Origin of the sequence: Streptomyces sp. M2CJ-2 (assembly GCF_016757295.1) — a bacterium.
In the GTDB taxonomy this organism is placed as follows: Bacteria; Actinomycetota; Actinomycetes; order Streptomycetales; family Streptomycetaceae; genus Streptomyces.
Map to the genome: position 1 here is coordinate 1 of NZ_JAESIF010000057.1, position 18567 is coordinate 18567.

The window sequence follows — 18567 nt, forward strand, 5'->3', positions numbered from 1 at the left end:
ACAGGCCGCATCGCGCTGACCTGCGACAACGACGCCCCGGACCCATTCATGTGCCCATCAACTGATGAACTCGGGGGCGGGGGCCGGCACCGATGTCGTCACGGCCTGTCCCGGGACGCCCGGCGGGACGGTCCGTATGCCCTCGTCCGTATGCCCTCGAGGGAGGTCCGCCGTCCCTCAAGGACACCCGCTGTCCTCAGAGGAGGTCCTCGATCGTGATCGGCAGCTTGCGCACCCGGCGCCCGGTGGCGTGATGCACGGCGTTGGCGATCGCCGCCGCCACGCCGACCTGGCCGATCTCGCCGACGCCCTTCACGCCCAACGGGTTGACGATGGCGTCCTCGACCTCGATGAGCTCGACGTCCACGTCCGGAGCGTCCGCATTGACCGCGACGAGGTACTCGCCGAGGCTCGAGTCGACCCAGCGGCCGGTGTCCGGCGCCGTGTGGTCGGCCTCCAGCAGCGCCTGCCCCAGCCCCCACAGCATGCCCCCCATCAGCTGGCTGCGGGCCGTCTTGGCGTTGAGCACCCGGCCCGGGGCGAAGGCGCCGGTCATGCGCCGCACCCGGACCAGACCCAGTTCCGCGTCCACCGCGACCTCGGCGAACTGGGCGCCGAAGGTCATCATCCCGTAGGGGATGTCGTGGGCGGGCGGGTTCCACTGGCCCAAGGCCTCGACGTCCGGCTGGGACGTGCGCCGCAGCAGATCGGTGTACGCCTCGGACGCGGTCCCGGCGGTCATGACGCCGTCCCGTACCACGACGTCGACCGGGTCCGCGCCGTGCAGAGGTGAACCGGCGTCGTTCACCGCCTTGTCGATGAGCCGGCCGCGCAGGGCGGTGGCGGCACTGTGCACGGCCGCGCTGATCATGCCGGCGCCCGCCGAACCCACCGCGGCGGCGATGGTGGGCAGGTCGCTGTCCCCGTTCTCGAAGCGGCAGCGTTCCACGCCCATGCCGAGTCCGTCGGCGGCGACCTGGGTCATGACCGTGGCGACGCCGGTGCCGAAATCGGGGGTGGCGGCCTGGACGACCGCCGTCCCGTCGGCGTAGAGACGCGCGCGGGCGCGCTGCGGGTTGGCGAGCGGGGCGACGGGATACGCCGCGGTGGCCATGCCGGTGCCGATCAGCCAGTCGCCCTCACGGCGCACGGCCGGCCGGGGATCGCGGCCGGACCAGCCGAACCGCCGGGCTCCGCGCTCGTAGCACTCCCGCAGCCCGCTGCTGGACCAGGGGAAGCCCGACATGGCGTCGACGTCGGTGTGGTTGCGCAGCCGCAGTTCGACGGGATCCACGCCGAGTTCGTGGGCGAGTTCGTCCATCGCGCACTCGAGCGCGTGCATGCCGGTCGCCTCACCCGGCGCCCGCATGAACGTCGGGGTCATGGTGTTGGCCCGGAACAACCGGTAGACGCCCTGGTAGTCGGGGCACGCGTAGATCTGCGACGAGATGCCGACGGAGGGTTCGGCCCAGTCGTCGAAGTGGGAGGTCGGGGAGAGTTTGTGGTGCCGGACGGCGGTCAGCCGGCCGTCGCGTGTCGCGCCGAGCGTCAGGTGCTGCTCCTGCTCCTCTCGATGGCCGACGGAGGTGAACATCTGCTCGCGGGTGAGGGCGAGCTTGACGGGCCGGCCGACGGCGCTCGCCGCCATGGCGGCGAGCGTCGGGTGGGCGTGGACCATCGCCTTGCAGCCGAAACTGCCGCCGACGTAGTGGCCGATGACCCGGATCCGCGACATCGGAACGCCGAGCAGCCGTGACACGGTCATCTGCGTGGCGTTGACTCCCTGGGTGGAGTCGTACAGCAGCAGGGTGTCACCGTCCCAGTCGGCCGTGGTGGCGGCCGGCTCGATCGGATGGTGGTGGTTCGCCGCGTAGGTGTACGTGCCCTCCACCCGCACGTCCGCGCCGCTCAGCCCGGCCTCCACGTCTCCGCGCTCGATGTGCCCCGGTATCCACCCTCCGAAGATCCTCTCGGGCACGTAGGCCCGGTCCCGGCCCTGGTCGAGCGTGGTGACCGGGGCGGTCTCCTCGTACGAGACACGCAGCAGGCGCGCCGCGTGCCGGGCGCGTTCCCAGGTGTCGGCGACGACGAGCGCGATCTGCTGGCCCGCGTAGTGGACGACGTCGTCCTGCATCGGGAAGAACGTCTGTCCGGGTGCCGCCGTGCCGGCGAGCGAGGGCACCAGCGGCGGCTGCTCCGCGATCCTCGGCAGGTTCTCGTGGGTGAGCACCGCCAGTACGCCCTCCGCGGCCGTCGCGGCGCTCGTGTCGATCCCGGTGACCCGTCCGGCGGCGATGCGGGAGCCGACCACGTAGGCGTACGCCATGTCCGGGAGGGGGATCTCGGCGGAGTAGCGCGCGCCCCCGGTGACCTTGGGGCGGCCGTCGACGCGGTCGAGGGGCCGTCCGATGGCGGACGGTGTCGTCGTGGTCATGGCGGGCTCCCGGTCCCGGGTGCGCGCTCGGACCCGGATCCCGTTCCGTCGCTCAGCAGCTCGAGGGTGCGGACCACGGCGCGCTGCACGAGTTCGACCTTGAAGGCGTTCATGGGGGTCGGCCGGGCATCGACCGTCTCGACACGGGCGGCCATGGCGAAGTTGTCCCGCTGGACGCGTGCGCCGACCAGGAAGTCCTCGGCCCGCCTGGCCCGCCAGGGTTTGGTGGCCACTCCGCCCAGAGCCATCCGCACGTCGGCGATCACGCCGTCCACGACGGAGAGCGCGGCCGCGACCGAGACGAGCGCGAACTCGTACGACGCGCGGTCCCTGACCTTCAGGTAGTGGGAGTGCCGTGCGACGGGCGTGGCGGGCACCTCGATCCCGGTGATCAGTTCACCGTGTTCCAGGGGGTGCTCCCGGTGCGGGGAGTCACCGGGGAGGAGGAAGAAGTCGTCGATGGCGTAGGCGCGTTCGCCGTGCGGGCCCGTCGTGCGCACCCGGGCGTCCAGCGCGACGAGAGCCACGGCCACGTCCGAGGGGTGCGTGGCGATGCAGTGCTCGCTGGTGCCGAGCACCGCGTGCCCCCGGCTGAAGCCCTCGACGGCCGGGCAACCGGTGCCGGGCTCGCGCTTGTTGCAGGGGGACTGCGCGTCGCGGAAGTACGAACAGCGCACGCGCTGGAGCAGGTTGCCTCCCATGGACGCCATGTTGCGGAGCTGTGCGGACGCTCCCAGCTCCAGTGCCTGGGCGATCAGCGGGAAACGCTCACGGACGACGGGGTCGGCGGCGACGTCGCTCATCCGGGCCAGCGCGCCGATCCGCACCCCTCCTGCCGGGGTGCCCTCGACATCGGTCAGCGGGAGATCGTTGATGTCGACGAGGCGGCGCGGGTTCAGCACGTTCTGGCGCAGCAGATCGACCTCGGTGGTGCCCCCGGCGAGGAAGTCGCTGGTGGGGTCGGTGCTCACGGCGGTGACGGCGCTCGCCGTGTCGGTCGCGCGGAGGTAGGTGATGGGCCGCACCGGGCGCCTCCCTACATACGGTCGCGGGCGGCGCGTATCGCGGCCCGTATGTGGGGATAGGCGGCGCAGCGGCAGATGTTGCCGCTCATCCACTCCTTGATCTCGTCGTCGTCCCCGGCGTGCCCCTCATGGACCAGCGCCACGGCGGACATGATCTGGCCGGGAGTGCAGTAGCCGCACTGGAAGGCGTCCTCGGCGATGAAGGCCCGTTGCATCTCGTGCAGTTCGCCGTCCCCGGACAGCCCTTCCACGGTGGTGATCTCGTGGCCTTCGCAGGTCATCGCGAGGGTGAGGCAGGCCAGCGCGCGCCGCCCGTCGACCCACACGGTGCACGCCCCGCAGGTCCCCTGGTCGCACCCTTTCTTGGCGCCCGTCAGGTGCAGGTGTTCACGCAGCGCGTCGAGCAGGCTGACGCGTGGCTCGATGTCCAGGGTGCGCTCGGTTCCGTTGACCGACAGAGCGACCCGGACCGGGCCGGGGCCCTGTTCCAGCAGTGCCGCGCCTCGCTCGGTGAGGGTCGGGCCGCGTGCGGGCATGACACACCTCCAGAAGAGCCGGCCCCCTCATTCTCCTGGACACCCGAAAGCGCCGCAAACGCCCGCGGGGGCGGCCACCCGACGGTGACGGCCACCCCCGGCGGGCGGGCCGGGCAGACCGCGGTGATCCACCGTCCGGCGGACGCCCCGGCCGCCGGACCGCACGGCTGGGAGAAGATCTGATCGTGAGCCCCCCGCTGGCGGAGGCCGTCTCCGTCGTTCTGCTCCTGACGGTGCTGGCGTGCGCCGTCGTCCGCCCGTTCGGCTGGCCGGAGGCCGTCGTCGCCGTCCCGGCCGCGGGCGTGGTCGTCGCCACCGGAGCGATCTCGCTCGACCACGCCCGTGACGAGGCCGCACGGCTCGGACCGGTGATCGGCTTCCTCGCTGCCGTCCTGGTCCTGGCCCAGCTCTGCGACGACGAGGGCCTGTTCCACGCGTGCGGGGCGTGGATGGCCCGTACCTCGGCGGGCCGCCCGCGTCGCCTGCTGGTCCAGGTGTTCGCAGCCGCGTCAGTGATCACCGCGGTGCTCAGCCTGGACGCCACCGTCGTGCTCCTCACCCCGGTGGTCTTCGCCACCGCCGCCCGGCTCGGCGCCCGGCCCACACCGCACGTCTACGCCTGCACCCACCTGTCGAACACCGCCTCGCTGCTGCTGCCGGTCTCCAATCTCACGAACCTGCTCGCGTTCACCGCCAGCGGACTGAGTTTCACCCGCTTCGCCGCCCTGATGGCCCTGCCCTGGCTGGTCGCCGTCACCACCGAATACGTGGTCTTCCGCCGGTTCTTCGCCACCGACCTGGACGCCGGAGCCCGGACTCCGCCCACCGCCGAGCCCCGCGAGCTGCCGGTCTTCGCCCTGGCCACCGTGGCCTGCACCCTGGCCGGGTTCGTCCTGACCTCCGCCCTCGGGGTCAACCCCGCCTGGGCGGCCTTCGCCGGCGCCGTCGTGCTGGCCGTGCGTGCTCTGGCGCAGCGCCGCACCAGGCCCGCCGCCCTCGTGCGCGCCGCCGCGGTCCCGTTCCTCGCCTTCGTCCTGGCCCTGGGCATCGTGGTCCGCGCGGTCGTCGACAACGGCCTCGCCACCGGCCTGGGCCGTCTCGTCCCGGACGGAACCGGCTTCGCGGCCCTGCTCGCCGTCGCGGCGCTGGCCGCGGTGCTGGCGAACCTCATCAACAACCTGCCCGCCGTGCTGGTGCTGCTGCCCCTGACCGCACCGTCCGGGCCCGGTGCCGTCCTCGCGGTGCTGCTCGGGGTGAACATCGGACCCAACCTCACCTACGCAGGCTCCCTGGCCACCCTGCTGTGGCGGCGCATCGTGCGCGAACACGACAGTGACGTCGAGCTCGGTCAGTTCACCCGGCTCGGCCTGTGCACCGTGCCCGCCGCCCTGCTGCTCGCGGTGGTGGCACTGTGGACCTCACTCACCGTCATCGGAGGCTGATCACCGTGAGAGTCATCGCCTGGATCACCGAGGGCACCTGGCCCTCCTGCGTCGACGCCGCCCGCAGCCACGCCCCCGAGGCCGCCGACATCGTGCTGCTGCACGTCACCGGTCCCGAAGCCCCCGGCGCGGCGCACGGCGCCTTCGCCGGGCTGCTCGGCCGTGGCCGTCCCGAACGCGACCCCGGCACGGCGGTCGAGCACCTGGCCACCGCCTCCGCCGAACGGCTCCTCGCAGAGGCCGCGCAGCGTCTGGCGCGTCCCTGTGACCGCGTCGAGCGCGCCGGCCGCGTCGAGCGGGAAGTCGTGGCCGCCGCCGAAGGCGCCGACCTGCTCGTCCTCGCCCGCGACGGCGACCGCACCCGTCTCGGGCCTCGCAGTCTCGGCCCCGCCGGCCGCTTCGTCGTCGACCACGCCCCCTGTCCCGTCCTGCTCGTCTGGCCCGAAACCGCCCCCGACGTCACCACCATCCCACCCCCACCGCCCCACCACCGGTAGCCGCAGACACCGAACGCCGGACCGCACCGCAGAGCGGCACACCGGACCGAAGCGCCGGCCACGGCCACGGCCCACGGCGAGCAGGCCTGTGCCCGTCGCACCGGTCGTCAGGACCAGTGTCTTTGAGCCACTTTGGTTCACTGTTGAATGTGTGCCGCACACATCGCCAGTGTTCTCGTGTCACCTCTACTGTTCCGCTACCGCACGGACCGGCACCTCGACCGGACCTCATGCCTCAGGGAGCAGGTGCACTTGATGCGAGCCCGTCAACGCTTCTTCCGGTGGTCCCCCGCCTTGATACTCTCCGTCCTGGTGGCCCTGCTGACGTCGGCAGGTACCGCCCAGGCCGCCACTCCCCACACGGTGCCCCCGGTCTCGGGCAGTCTCACCGGCCACAACATATCCGGCGTGTACGTCTCCGGGATCTCCTCCGGGGGCTACATGGCAGGTCAGCTGCACGTCGCCTACTCGAAGAAGATCAAGGGCGCGGCGATCTTCGGGGCGGGACCGTACTACTGCGCCCAGAACAACGTCTACCAAGCCCTGTACGGCTGCGGGGACAACATCTACCCCACCTATACGAGCACTCTGACCTCGAGGACCTCCACCTGGTCCTCCTACGGGTGGATCGACCCGGTCGGCAACCTGTCCGGCAGCCCCGTGTACCTCTACCAGGGCAAGAACGACACCGTGGTGAAGCCCTCGGTCGGCGATGCCGGGAAGGCCTTCTACCAGCACTTCGGCGCGAACGTGACCTACGACAACACCTCCGCGGCGGGGCATTCCTGGGTCACCCCGTACGGGCCGAACAGCTGCACCGCCAACAGCGCGCCGTACCTGAACAACTGCGGCACCGACCCCCAGAGAGCGCTGCTGCAGAAGCTCTTCGGCTCGGTCTCCTCCCCCAACACCGGGCCGCTGACGGGCAAACTCATCAAGTTCGGGCAGAGCACCCACGCCGTCAACGGAATGCCGAGCACCCTGAGCATGGGCAGCTCCGGGTTCGCCTACGTCCCCAAGTCCTGTGAGTCGGGGCAGAGCTGCCGCCTGATGGTCTCCCTGCACGGCTGCCTGCAGGGGTACGACAAGATCGGTACGACCTTCGTCGACCGCGCCAACCTCAACCAGTACGCCGACAACAACAAGATGATCGTCCTGTACCCGCAGGCCACGTCGTCCTATGTGAACCCCAACGGATGCTGGGACTGGTGGGGCTACCTCGGCGCCACCAACTACCCCATCAAGGGCGGTGCCCAGGTCGAGACCATCATGAACATGGTCTCCGCACTCGGCGGCTGAGCCCCACCCGCCGGGGTGGGCCCGTACCGCGGGCCCACCCCGACGTGCTCCGCCCTCACGGTGAGCGGCTCTCCCGGGCATCTCGGGAACGACATGTGCGCCGACCCGGAGGCGGGGATCCTCGCGAGAAATGACGTCCCTCTCTCGTGCCTGGAATTCCCATTCCCGTGCCTGTTCTTGCCCGGGATCATGCCGGTATGACGATCTCTGCCGTGCTCTTCGACGTGGACGGAGTCCTGTTGGACTCCGCAGCCGCCCACCGGAGAGTCTGGACCTCCTGGTCACGAGCACGGGGACTGGATCCCGAGAAGGTCTGGACGCTCACCTTCGGACGGCGCCCCGAGGACACCGTCAGGGACGCGGCTCCGCATCTGGACGCAACCACCGAGCGAAAGGCGCTCGATGAGCTGTTGGCCCGGGAAAGGGGCGGTTTCCCGCCGATCGACGGAGCTGCCGATCTGCTGGAGGCGTTGTCCGACAGCCCTTGGGCGATCGTGACTTCCGGCGACCGGGACTCCGTCACGGAGCGTTTCACGGCGACCGGCCTCCCCCTCCCCGCGGTGCAGGTCTACGGCAGCGACGTGGAACACGCGAAACCCGCCCCGGACTGCTTCTCCCTTGCTGCCGCCCGGCTCGGCACGGCCCCCGCCGCGTGCCTGGTCGTCGAGGACGCGCCGGCAGGAGTGAGCGCGGCTGTGGCGGCGGGCTGCAAGGTGATCGGTTTGACCACCACCCATGCGGAAGCATCCCTCCGGCAGGCGCACATGTGCGCCGATTCTTTGGCCGAGGTACAGGAACTACTGCTCGCAGAAGGACTTTTGGCCAGGTCCTGAAGCAAGAACGCGCTCCGAGACGGGCCGGCAAGAACCCACCCCGCAAACGGGACTGAGCCGCCCTGAGATTCAGGGAAGAGCACGGGACGCTCGTCACGGTCACGGTCGACCGGCTGCCGCATCACGCGCACATCGTCCTGACCGAAGGCACCGGCCTCCGGCTGACCCGGGCGACCACGGGCCGCGGGGTCAAGCCGCTCCACCAGGTCCTGTCCGGCGGATCATGCGGCTCATAGACTGCGACAATGGAACGCGTGACCGAGGTGCCCGAGAACTTCGCCCAGTCCGCCGATCCGGCTCGGGTGAACGACTACAACGCTTTCGCCGAGGCGTACTCGGCGGAAACCGAGGACAACCTCGTGAACGCGTACTACGCGCGGCCCGCGATGGTGACCCTCGCCGGAGACGTGGCCGGCCGCCGGGTCCTGGACGCCGGCTGCGGTTCGGGCCCCCTGTCCGCCGCACTGCGCGACCGCGGCGCCGTCGTCACCGGCATCGACGCCAGCGCCGGGATGCTGGCACTGGCCAGGCGGCGGCTCGGTGACGACGTGGCCCTGCACCTGGTCGACCTGAGCGACCGTCTGCCGTTCGCCGACGGTGCGTTCGACGACGTGGTCGCGTCGCTGGTGCTGCACTACCTGGAGGACTGGGGGCCGACGCTGGCCGAGGTGCGGCGAGTGCTCAGGCCCGGCGGCCGGCTGATCGCGTCGGTGGATCACCCCTTCGTGGCCTACACGATCCAGGATCCTCGACCCGACTACTCCGCGACCACCAGCTACACCTTCGACTGGACGTTCGACGGGCGGTCCGTCCCGATGAGGTTCTGGCGCAAGCCACTGCACGCGATGACCGACGCCTTCACCACCGCCGGCTTCCGCCTTACCGTCATCAGCGAGCCGCAGCCCGACCCGGCCGCCCGTGAACTGTTCCCCGACGACTTCCACGACCTCTCGACCAAACCCACCTTCCTGTTCTTCGTCCTCGAGGTACCGTCGTCGGCCACCGGCTCGGACGACCGGACAGGCGCGGAGCACCAGCGGAGCCGGAGTCGGATCGAGGCGACCGTTCGCACCCCTGCCATCGACGAGCAGCGTGACCAGCAGTCATGCGAACCCGGCCAGGATGGCGCGTGAGCGTCAGGAGCTCATCGCGGCTCGGTCGGACTCGCTGCGCAGAACGCAGAATTCGTTGCCCTCGGGATCAGCAAGGATCGCCCAACCAGAGCCATCGGGATTCCGGTGATCGGCGACAAAGGTGGCGCCGAGGCCCAGCAGCCGTTCCACCTCCTGCTCGCGCGAGGTCTCAGGGCGCAGACACAGATGGATCCGGTTCTTGATCGTCTTGGCCTCGGGCACCTGGTTGAAGTGCAGCACCGGGCCCTCCGCCAGCAGCACCTGAACCTCCCGGTCGCCCGGTCTGTCCTCCGGATGCAGGGGACGGCCGGTCACCCCGCTCCAGAACCGGGCCAGCTCGTAGGCATCCGCACAGTCGATCGCCACGTTCTGCACCACCGAAACCATGCGCGCAAGCCTTCCCGACTTCCGCCCCGGACGCCACCGATTTGCGCTCGGCCTTCGTGCACACGGCTCAGCGGCCTCGGGGCCGAACGACGGGCTGAGCCGCCCCACCCTCGTGCCCCGGCGTGAACAGCGGACTCCTCCCGCCGCCCGCCCGGCCCTTAATCGCCTTTCGTGCCCTGCCGGGTGGGAGCTAGTGTTCGCGCAGCGAGTGACTCACAAGGAGCGAAGACATGGTCGTTCGTCCGAGCACGCGTTGACGTCTGAGGCCGCGAGCGGCCTGTCATCGCGTGCTGCCCTCACAGCGCGGCACAGCGAGCCTTCCCTTCCCGCTGCCTGAAACCGTCGGTGCGCCTGGCGTGCGCCGGCCGGCGGCTCTCGTCTTCGGTCATCCGAGGGGCCCTGTGCTGTCTTCTTCCTCCGCTTCCTCCGCTGGATCCGATTCCGTTCGGCCTGCTCCGTCAAGCCTGGGGCGGGACGGCGACTTCCGCCGGCTCTGGGTGGGCCAGACGGCCTCCCAACTGGGCGAACACGCGAGTCTGGTGGTTCTGCCGCTCTTCGCCGTCCTGACGCTCGACGCCGGCGCCGGCCAGTTGGGCGCCCTGCGCGCGGTGGGGCAGGCGCCGATTCTGCTACTCTCGCTCTTCGTCGGCGCGTGGGTGGACAGGTGGCGGACCCGCACGGTGATGGTGTTGACGGACGCCGGCCGGGCCCTGGCGCTGGGCGCCGCCGCCGTGGCCGGCCTCCTCGGCTGGCTCGTCCTGCCGGCGCTGCTCGTGGTCGCCTTCGCCGTCGGGGCACTGTCCGTGTTCTTCGACGTGGCGTACCAGGCGTCCTTGGTACGGCTGGTGAAACGCGATCAGTTGGTGCGGGCCAACAGTGCGCTCGAGGGCAGTCGGTCCGCGGCGCAGATCGGCGGCCCCGCCCTCGGTGGTGCGCTGGTGTCCGTGCTGTCGGCGCCGATCGCTGCCGCCTCCAGCGCGCTGTTCTTCGCGCTGTCGTTCCTGTCGATCCGACGGATCGGTCGCCACGAATCCGTCCCCGAGCGCTCGGAACATCCCCCTCGGGTCTGGCGGCGGATCCGGGAGGGCCTCCGCTTCGTCGCCGGCGACCCCTCGCTGCGGGCCGTGTGCCTCGCGTCGGCCGCCTTCCAGTTCTTCTTCGCGGCGGTGACGACCCTCTATCTGCTGTTCCTGCCGCGGGACCTGCACCTGTCGGGCACCGCCGTCGGGCTGGCACTGTCGGCGACGGGACCCGGAGCGCTCCTGGGCTCGCTGCTGGCCGCCCGCCTGCCGAGCCGGTTCGGGCATGGCGCCGTGCTCGTGTCCGCGGCGGCACTCGGCGACGGCGTGTTCCTGTGTGTGCCCGCACTGCACGGTTCCTCCGCGGTGACGGTTCCCGCGCTCCTTGTGATCAGCTTCGTGTTCGGGGCCTTCGGTCAGTTGGTGAACGTCACGCTCATGGCCGTCCGGCAGACCCTCACTCCGGACGGGATGCAGGGCCGCGCGACCGCGACGATCAACTTCGTCGGCATGGGGCTGCCCCCGCTCGGTTCGCTGCTCGGCGGCTTCCTCGCGGAAGCATGGGGGACGCGCACCAGTCTCCTGGTGACAGCCGCAGGCATGCTGCTGTCACCGGCACTGATGGCCCTGTCCCCACTCGCCCGCCTGGGACGCACGCTTCCCGCCCCGCCGGAGGCTCCGGCCCCGGCTGCGTGACGGCCTGGCCCCTGCCGCCGCGAACAAACGCGGGTACTGCGCACCAGCCGGTGCGCCTGTCCTTCTCATCGGGTGAGCACGTACCACTCGGGCGAGTCCGTGTCTCCGAGCTGGTAGTTCAGCTTGGGCCGGCCGTCCGTACCGCTCAGTGTCCACTGCCCCGACCAGCAGTCGCCGACATCGATGGTGACGCTCTGGAGCCAGGGGTTGTCGTCCGGTGCGAACCTCCACGTGCCCGAGCCCTCGCATCTCCCGTCCGTCGGCTCCACTCCACCTTCGCTCCAGGTGCCGGTGGCCACCGCACGCCCTTCCTCGTCCAGCCGCAGCGCGCCGCCACGGCCGTCGTTCCACGTGCCGACCAGGTCCGCGGCGTGGACCCGGGGCGGTGCGTACTCGTCCACCAGCCCGGTCCCGTAAGCCAAGGACCCCACGGCGACCACGGCGACCGCCGACAGCAGGCCGACCCCGACGACCGTCCCGTACGGGCGTCCACGGGTGAGGGCCCACCGCGTCAGCAGCGTCACCGTCGACAGCGCCGCCGTGCCGGACAGCCACACCCACAGCCAGGTCTCCAGGCCGTTCCCCCTCACCGCCGGCCACAGCGCCACCGCGGCCGCCCAGCAACCGGCCACCGCCGGAATCCACCACTCCACGTGCCGACCGGCACACCGTCGCCCCGCCCACACGGCGACCGACAGCGTCGGCAACACCCCGAACAACGTGCCCAGGAACGCCACGGGAAGACCGAAGCAGAACAGGAAAGGAAGCATCAGCAACACGATGCCGGGACCACCGCTGCGCATCGGAGACTCCCCTGCCATCTCCACGAAGCCCACGATCTCCACGGCCGTCGGAGCCATCATCAGCACCGCCACCATGGAAACGGAGATCGGCTGCGGCCCCCGCGAGCCGTGCGGGCGCCCCGGCTCCTTCACCCGCAGCCCCGGCGGCCGCTTCACTCTGTCGTTCACATGCCCCTCCCCCATCCGGTGTCATCATTCCTTGCCTTCGGGGCAGCTTCGACGACGCGGGCCGCGATGCTGACCTGCCCGTGTCGGAACCGCTCCCCGCAGGTGCGGGGAGCGGTTTCCGGGCTGGTACTACAGCGGCGGTCGGACCGAGTGCGTACGGAAGTTCCGGAGATTCGGTCAGGCCGGTACCGCCCGCCGCACGGCCTGCTCCCAGATACACAGCCCCACGCGGAGGAATTCGCGCACGACCGCGGTCTCCTCGCCCGTCCAGGCTCCTTCACCAGCGGTCGGTTCGAGAGCGTCACCGCCGAAGATCTTTTCGTAGGCGCTGTCGTGGATCGCCCCTTGGGAGGGAAGGGGCGGGCCGACCTTCAGACTGCGGGAGAGGTCTTCGAAGAAGTTCCACGCGTCCAGCAGCAGTCCCGCAGACACCGAGCCTGGGTCAGGGTGCTCGACCCACCGCCGTACGGCGGCCAGATCGAGAGCGGCTTCGTCCTCCCAGATGAGCTCCCGGTCGTTGCGACCGCAGTATTCCCGCAGCGTCTCGAGGTCATGGAACGCGAGGAGCCTTCCGAGGCCGTCGACGGCGAACTCATCGGGGGCATCTCCCTCTCCGGGCCGCCAGATCAGCGTCAGGTCCCCTCTCCCGGTCCCGATCCGGTACGGATGGTGCTCAGCCATGCAGGGGCTCCCGTGGTCTCGCGGCGACGCTCGCCGCGTGGGCCATCCTGCCTGCAATCGGGGCGCGGTTGAACGTCGAGGTGGCGATGCCGGGACACACTTCCACGCCCGAGGAGGACACCGTCCCAAAGCCGTGAGCACTTCGGACGCCATTGCCCCAATACCGCTCGTTTGAGCGCTTAAGTGACACGCGCTCGCCGACTGCTCACGGTTTTCGGCACGACATCCGTCTCCGGCCCCGCAGCACCGGGCCCTCGGAGGCCTCCACACCACCCGGCGGAACACCGTCCTCGACCTGGTGCAGCCACTCCCGCACCCGCACCCGCACCCGCACCCGCACCCGCACCCGCACCCGCACCCGCACCCGCACCCGCAGGGATGGTCCCGGTTCCGACGACCGCCGTGGGCACACCTGTCCTTGCCGGACACGGCCCCCGAAGCCGGCGGCCCCAGGGTCGGCCACGTGCGTCGCGGCTGGGGCGTGTGTTCGTCGGTCCCGCGTCCGGCGTCAGCGCGGTTCTCGGATGCCGTCGATGATGCGGGTCCAGTTGTCGCCGCCGTGTCCGTCCTCGATCGCGCGCCGGTAGTGGGCCTGCACGGCCAGGGGGAGCGCGAGGTCGAGGCCGAGTGACGTACTGGTCTCGACGATGTGGTCGGACGTCGCACCCATCATGGTGACCGTGCTGAGGTCGCCGGGGTGCTCTCCGGCGTCGAGCGCGGCGCCGGGGTTCTCTTCACCGGCCCTCAGGATGTCGCCTGTCGAGTCGGCGGAGGAGAGCAACTCCGGCAGCGCTTCCCGGGCCTTCATTCCTGCGGTGCCCAGCATCGCGGTGGCGTGCATCAGTCCGGACAAGGTGCTGAGGAACAGGGTGAGTTGGGCTTGGTACATCATCTGGGCGAGGCCTGGGTCCGCGCCCAGATGCTTCGGTGTCCCGAGCAGTGCCAACGTCGCCAGGTGGCGCTGCATCGCCTCGTCGGGGCCGCTGTAGTAGGCATGGGCGGCCTCCGTGCCGACCATCGGCGCGGGGACCATGAGACCTCCGGTGAGGAAGGCGGCGCCGTGGCCCGCTGCCCAGGTTGCTGCCTCGCGTGTGCGGCCGGGGGTGTCGGAGCTCAGGTTGACCAGAGTCCGGCCGGCGAGCGATTCGGTGGCGCTGTCGAGGACGTCGTACATCGCCCGGTAGTCGGTGAGGCTCAGGAGCACGAGGTCACTCGCTTCGACCGCCTCGCTGGGTGTCGCCGCGAGCGTCGCTCCGTCGGTGACGACGCCGTCGGCCCGACCGGCGGTGCGGTTCCAGACGGTGACCGGGTGGCCGGCGGTGAGGAGGGTGCGTGTCATCGCCCGGCCCATCGGGCCGAGTCCGATCACGGTGACAGCACTGTTCTGCCTGGTGGTGAGGTTCCGTTGTTCGTTCACTCCTCCATCCTCGAAGAGCGCCACTACTCTCGGAAGTACCCACTGTTTTCTGCGGTACTTACCTTTCAGTAAGGGGACCAGTGATGGCCAAGGCACCGAGACGCGGGCCTTACATCTGCGGCATCGACGCTGCGCTCGACGTGGTGAGCGGCAAGTGGAAGGGGCTGATCCTCTGGGAACTCGATTCCCGTCGTGTATGCCGCTTCGCTGAGCTCCGTCGCGCTCTGCCGGGAGTGAGCGAGAAGATGCTGACGCAGCATCTGCGCGAGATGGAGGCGGACGGTCTCGTGCACCGGGAGGTTTACGCCGAGGTGCCGCCGCGGGTGGAGTACTCCCTGACCGAGCACGGACGCACGCTCAATCAAGCGCTCGGGCAGCTCGGCATCTGGGGAAGTGAGCGGATGCGTCGCGAGGGCATCGAGCAGGTCGTGACGGCCACGGGCAGGTGACTTCGCGGAAGGCGACCACGTAGACGTGGGACCGTCTGCACCCCCGGCTGATCCGCTGCGGAGAAATTCCGTGAGGGTTCTCGCGGGTCGCGCCAGGGTGAGTGCGCGGCAAAGACCGAGACGGCAGATGCGCTTGCGGCCGGACGCCGTGGTGGGGACGGGAGTCTCTGTGCGTACCGGGTGCGGGGGCTCGGCCGCAGCGGGGGGGTTCTGCGGATCGGTGGCAGGGGCGACGAACCCGACCGGGTGCGCCGGCGCGTCCCCTCGGGTGCGGTGCTGGAACTGATCATGGCCGGGGTGGAGCTGTGGAACTCCTGCCCAGTGGTCGTGAAGCCCTGTTCGCGCAGCGTCTTCGGCAGTGGGCAGGGTACCCCCCGGGGTTTGTGATTCGTGGCGGTGGTGGTTTTCCAGGAGACCCTGCCGGTCCGGCCGTCGTCGGTTCGTAAGATCGCGTATGTGGCTCCCTGCTGACCGCCGAGCGCTTGAGCTGGGAGAGAATACGGCTGGATTCGTGAGGCATCGTGGGTCCCCGCGGCCTCCTGCCGGAACGGACACGGAGCGAGGGCGGCACGCTCGACCGATGTCCGGTGGTGGTGAGTGACTTCACCAAGGGGGAGAAACGTGACCAAAGGTTGGTTCAAGCGCTGGTGGACGATGGCTCTCCTGGCTGTGGGGCTGGCCGGCATCGTGATCTACGACGTCTGGCGGGTGGTGAGGATTCTTGCGGAGCCGGTGGTGGACTGGTGGGGCCTTCTCGGGCCGTGTCTGGGGGGAATCTGGCTCGCGCTCCTGGCTGCTCAAGCTGCTCGCCGAGCGGTCAGCCTCTACAGGGCGGCGCGGCCCGTAGGCGGTGAGGCGCAGGTCGGCCACTGAATCCGTGGCAGGACTGCACGAACCTCGACCACGCGGTCGGCGGAGCCTTGATGGCCGGGTCACCGTCAGCAGCCGGCGCAACGGAGCGACTGGGTGGGTGGTCTTCTCCGCCTCGATGAACGCGTACACGTCGTTCATCGATCGCTCTCCTTCGCGAAGAAGACCGCCGCACCATGGCCGCCGAAGAGGACGACGCGTCACGGCGGGCGTTCCTGGAAGAGTTTCCGGACACCTTCGGGCTCGTCGAGGACGCGGCCTGACAGGATCTTCAGGCGAACCGCTGAGTCGCATGGCGGCAGTGGCGCGTGGGCGGGGCGGTGGTCAGGCGGCGCGGATCGCGGAGACGTCGAACTCCAGCTTCACCTTCTCGCCGACCAGCACGCCGCCGGTCTCCAGCACGCTGTTCCAGGTCAGGCCCCAGTCGGTGCGGTCGACCGTGGTGGAGCCCTCGAAACCGGCGCGCTCGTTGCCGAAGGGATCGGTTGCCGTGCCGGTGTGGGTCAGGCCCAGGACGACCGGGCGGGTGACGTCCTTGATGCTCAGGTCGCCGGTCAGACGGTAGGTGTCCGCGGAGAGCTGCTGCACGGAGGTGCTGCGGAAGGACAACGTGGGGTGGGCCTCGGCGTGGAAGAAGTCGGCGCTGCGCAGGTGCTGGTCGCGCTGCTTCTGGCGGGTGTGGAGACTGGCGGCCTTGATGGTCACGTCGGCGGTGGAGCGCCCGGGACGCTCGCCGTCCAGGTACAGGCGGCCGTCGAAGTCTTCGAAGGTGCCGCGGACCTTGGTGATCATGGCATACCGGGCGACGAAGGCGATGCTGCTGTGCGCGGGGTCGATGGTCCAGATGCCGGTCAACCGGGCGGTGTTCGGCGCGGAGGCTGAGTCGGCGGCCGGGGTGGGGGCGGTGGCGCGGCGACGGTTGAACAGGCCCATGGGGTCGTCCTTCGGGGAGGGGAGGTCTTCCGCCCTCCCCTAACATATTGAACCTTGAATCAATTCCGGGTGATTTCTGCATTCCCGGCGGTCCGGCAACCTGAGCACGGCAGCCACGAGAATCCGCCGACCCCACGGCCGGGAAGGTCGCCGACACGGTTGCCGTGCCGGGCGGGGATCCGCTGAACCGGCCGCACTGCGGAAACTTTCGTCAGGTCGCACCCCACGGGCCGACCGCACGGATCGCTGCGCGCGTCACGCCGCGGTGACGGCGGCGTGCATTTCCCACATCAGGACCTCGGCACCGTCGGGGCCGGCGGTGATGCGCTGACCCTCCGCACCGGTGACGCGGACCGCGTCACCGGTGGCCAGCGGGCCCGCGCCCTCCAGTTCGGCGCTGCCCCGGGCGAGGAAGAGGTGGGTGAAGGGGGCGGTGACGATCGGGAGGGTCTCGTCGGGGCGGATGCGGGCGACGTGCAGGGCCGCGTGTTTCTGCCGGAGGCCGATCGCGCGCTGGTGGGCGTGCCGGGGCATGCCGGAGGCGAGGGTGGTCCAGCCCCCGCGGGCGAGTTCACCGTTGATGTCGAGCTGCTCGTAGCCGGGCTTGATGCCGGCCTCGTCGGGGATGACCCACATCTGGATGAAGTGGACGGGATCCTGGTGGGCGGGCTCGCCGGTGAGGGTCCAGGAGTCGTTCTTCTCACTGTGGAGGATGCCGGTGCCGGCACTCATCCGCTGGGCGAGGCCCGGATAGATCACCCCGTTGTGGCCCTCGGAGTCCTGGTGGACCAGACCGCCGTCCAGCACCCAGGTGATGATCTCCATGTCGCGGTGGGGGTGGGTGTCGAAGCCGGTGCCCGGCGCGACGACGTCGTCGTTGGAGACCAGCAGCAGCCCGAAGTGGGTGTTCGCGGGGTCCCAGTGGCGGGAGAAGGAGAAGGAGTGCCGGGAGTCGAGCCAGCCGGCGCGGGTGCGGAAGCGCTCGCCGGCGCGGCGGACGTCGAGGGCGGAGGCCATGGCGGTGTCCTTGTCGTCGGTGGGGGCAGGTCATCGGACCAGGGGTTAGTTGAACGTTATACCAATCTGCGAGCCCGGCCGCCTCTCCACCCCCGCAGGCACGGACGCCCTCGCAATGGTTTACCGTTCAACTAACACCCGGCAGTGGGTGTTCAGCACCGGAACGAAAGCTGTCATGGGCATCTTCAGCCGTCACCGCACCCCCGACACCAACCGAACGGAGACCGCAGCCGTGCGCACCCAGACCAAGCTCGCCGTCGTCTACTACTCCTCCACCGGCATCGTCGCCGAGATCGGTAAGGAGATCGCCCAGGCGGCGGAGAAGGCCGGCGCCGAGGTCCGCCTGCTCAAGGCCGCCGAGCTGGCCCCGCAGGCCGCGATCGACTCCAACCCGGCCTGGGCCGCCACCGCCGCCGCCACCGCCGACATCCCCGTCGCCACCCCGGCCGACATCGAGTGGGCCGACGCCGTGATCTTCGGCTCGCCCACCCGCTTCGGCAACATCGCCTCGCAGCTCAAGCAGTTCATCGACACCCTCGGCGGCCTGTGGGCCCAGGGCAAGCTGGCCGACAAGGTCTACAGCGGCTTCACCGCCTCCTCCACCGCCCACGGCGGCCAGGAGTCCACCCTGCTCGCGCTGTACAACTCCGTCCACCACTTCGGCGGCATCCTCGTGGCCCCCGGCTACACCGACCCCGCCAAGTTCGCCGACGGCAACCCCTACGGCACCTCCCACGTCGACGCCCAGGGCAACAACCCGGTCGACGCCACCACCCGCACCGCCGCCCGCGTCCAGGCCGAGCGCGTCGTCAAGATCGCTTCCGGTCTCAAGGCCGGCCTCGCCGCCGCCTGAGCCGTCCCTCCTTCGGGAGCGCGCCGGAGCCCGGCCCGTCGGCCGCACAACGGGGTGCGGCCGACGGGCCGTCAC

Annotated in this window: 19 protein-coding genes; 9 read left to right on the forward strand and 10 right to left on the reverse strand. The window is 70.4% G+C overall.

Annotation, left to right across the window (positions count from 1 at the left end; genetic code table 11):
* Window positions 1–196: 196 nt before the first annotated feature.
* The 3 genes from JL475_RS29800 to JL475_RS29810 are packed head-to-tail and all read right to left on the reverse strand — an operon-like array spanning window position 197 to window position 3995.
* On the reverse strand, window positions 197–2434 hold the full coding sequence (locus tag JL475_RS29800) for a xanthine dehydrogenase family protein molybdopterin-binding subunit (RefSeq protein WP_202281079.1): 2238 nt from the start codon (window positions 2432–2434) through the stop codon (window positions 197–199).
* A complete protein-coding gene (locus JL475_RS29805) occupies window positions 2431–3459 on the reverse strand; it encodes a xanthine dehydrogenase family protein subunit M (RefSeq protein ID WP_202281080.1) in 1029 nt (342 codons plus the stop codon). The genes JL475_RS29800 and JL475_RS29805 overlap by 4 nt, the downstream gene beginning before the upstream one ends.
* A gap of 11 nt (window positions 3460–3470) precedes the next feature.
* Entirely contained in the window at window positions 3471–3995 is a 525-nt protein-coding gene (locus JL475_RS29810) for a (2Fe-2S)-binding protein (protein WP_202281081.1), read from the reverse strand.
* Window positions 3996–4180: 185 nt separating this feature from the next.
* Between JL475_RS29810 and JL475_RS29815 the strand changes: the two genes are divergently transcribed.
* The 5 genes from JL475_RS29815 (at window position 4181) to JL475_RS29835 (ending at window position 9199) form a co-directional block, all read left to right on the forward strand.
* Window positions 4181–5437, forward strand: coding sequence for an SLC13 family permease (locus tag JL475_RS29815; protein WP_202281082.1), 1257 nt, complete (start codon window positions 4181–4183; stop codon window positions 5435–5437).
* Window positions 5438–5442: 5 nt separating this feature from the next.
* Window positions 5443–5934, forward strand: coding sequence for a universal stress protein (locus tag JL475_RS29820; protein ID WP_202281083.1), 492 nt, complete (start codon window positions 5443–5445; stop codon window positions 5932–5934).
* 255 nt (window positions 5935–6189) lie between these two features.
* Window positions 6190–7233: a PHB depolymerase family esterase gene (locus JL475_RS29825; RefSeq protein WP_202281084.1), complete on the forward strand. Its 1044-nt coding sequence runs from the start codon at window positions 6190–6192 to the stop codon at window positions 7231–7233.
* A gap of 197 nt (window positions 7234–7430) precedes the next feature.
* The gene (locus tag JL475_RS29830) at window positions 7431–8066 is read left to right on the forward strand and encodes an HAD family phosphatase (RefSeq protein WP_202281085.1); all 636 of its coding nucleotides are present in this window, start codon (window positions 7431–7433) and stop codon (window positions 8064–8066) included.
* A gap of 245 nt (window positions 8067–8311) precedes the next feature.
* Window positions 8312–9199: a class I SAM-dependent methyltransferase gene (locus JL475_RS29835; RefSeq protein ID WP_237408658.1), complete on the forward strand. Its 888-nt coding sequence runs from the start codon at window positions 8312–8314 to the stop codon at window positions 9197–9199.
* Between the two features lie 3 nt (window positions 9200–9202).
* Here the strand turns inward: JL475_RS29835 and JL475_RS29840 are convergent, their stop codons facing one another.
* Window positions 9203–9586, reverse strand: a complete 384-nt coding sequence (locus JL475_RS29840) for a VOC family protein (RefSeq protein WP_202281086.1) — start codon at window positions 9584–9586, stop codon at window positions 9203–9205.
* A 464-nt stretch (window positions 9587–10050) separates the two neighbouring features.
* On the opposite strand from JL475_RS29840, the gene JL475_RS29845 reads away from it, so the two are divergent.
* Window positions 10051–11301: an MFS transporter gene (locus JL475_RS29845; protein ID WP_202281112.1), complete on the forward strand. Its 1251-nt coding sequence runs from the start codon at window positions 10051–10053 to the stop codon at window positions 11299–11301.
* A 65-nt stretch (window positions 11302–11366) separates the two neighbouring features.
* Here the strand turns inward: JL475_RS29845 and JL475_RS29850 are convergent, their stop codons facing one another.
* From JL475_RS29850 to JL475_RS29865, 4 genes are all read right to left on the reverse strand, one after another.
* The gene (locus JL475_RS29850; protein WP_202281087.1) at window positions 11367–12272 is read right to left on the reverse strand and encodes a hypothetical protein; all 906 of its coding nucleotides are present in this window, start codon (window positions 12270–12272) and stop codon (window positions 11367–11369) included.
* A gap of 177 nt (window positions 12273–12449) precedes the next feature.
* Window positions 12450–12953 carry a hypothetical protein gene (locus tag JL475_RS29855; RefSeq protein WP_202281088.1) on the reverse strand — a complete coding sequence of 168 codons (504 nt, stop codon included), beginning with the start codon at window positions 12951–12953 and terminating at the stop codon, window positions 12450–12452.
* 205 nt (window positions 12954–13158) lie between these two features.
* Window positions 13159–13323 (reverse strand): hypothetical protein, encoded by a 165-nt coding sequence (locus JL475_RS29860; protein ID WP_202281089.1) that lies wholly within the window; start codon window positions 13321–13323, stop codon window positions 13159–13161.
* A gap of 138 nt (window positions 13324–13461) precedes the next feature.
* On the reverse strand, window positions 13462–14370 hold the full coding sequence (locus JL475_RS29865) for an NAD(P)-binding domain-containing protein (protein ID WP_202281090.1): 909 nt from the start codon (window positions 14368–14370) through the stop codon (window positions 13462–13464).
* A gap of 83 nt (window positions 14371–14453) precedes the next feature.
* Between JL475_RS29865 and JL475_RS29870 the strand changes: the two genes are divergently transcribed.
* Both JL475_RS29870 and JL475_RS29875 read left to right on the forward strand, forming a co-directional pair.
* The gene (locus tag JL475_RS29870) at window positions 14454–14819 is read left to right on the forward strand and encodes a helix-turn-helix domain-containing protein (protein WP_202281091.1); all 366 of its coding nucleotides are present in this window, start codon (window positions 14454–14456) and stop codon (window positions 14817–14819) included.
* 621 nt (window positions 14820–15440) lie between these two features.
* Window positions 15441–15692, forward strand: coding sequence for a hypothetical protein (locus JL475_RS29875; RefSeq protein ID WP_202281092.1), 252 nt, complete (start codon window positions 15441–15443; stop codon window positions 15690–15692).
* A 321-nt stretch (window positions 15693–16013) separates the two neighbouring features.
* Here the strand turns inward: JL475_RS29875 and JL475_RS29880 are convergent, their stop codons facing one another.
* Both JL475_RS29880 and JL475_RS29885 read right to left on the reverse strand, forming a co-directional pair.
* Window positions 16014–16622 (reverse strand): YceI family protein, encoded by a 609-nt coding sequence (locus JL475_RS29880; RefSeq protein ID WP_202281093.1) that lies wholly within the window; start codon window positions 16620–16622, stop codon window positions 16014–16016.
* Between the two features lie 255 nt (window positions 16623–16877).
* Window positions 16878–17639 carry a pirin-like bicupin family protein gene (locus JL475_RS29885; protein WP_202281094.1) on the reverse strand — a complete coding sequence of 254 codons (762 nt, stop codon included), beginning with the start codon at window positions 17637–17639 and terminating at the stop codon, window positions 16878–16880.
* A 232-nt stretch (window positions 17640–17871) separates the two neighbouring features.
* Here JL475_RS29885 and wrbA point away from each other — a divergent pair, with 232 nt between their 5' ends.
* Entirely contained in the window at window positions 17872–18492 is a 621-nt protein-coding gene (wrbA, locus tag JL475_RS29890) for an NAD(P)H:quinone oxidoreductase (protein ID WP_202281113.1), read from the forward strand.
* Window positions 18493–18567: the final 75 nt, after the last annotated feature.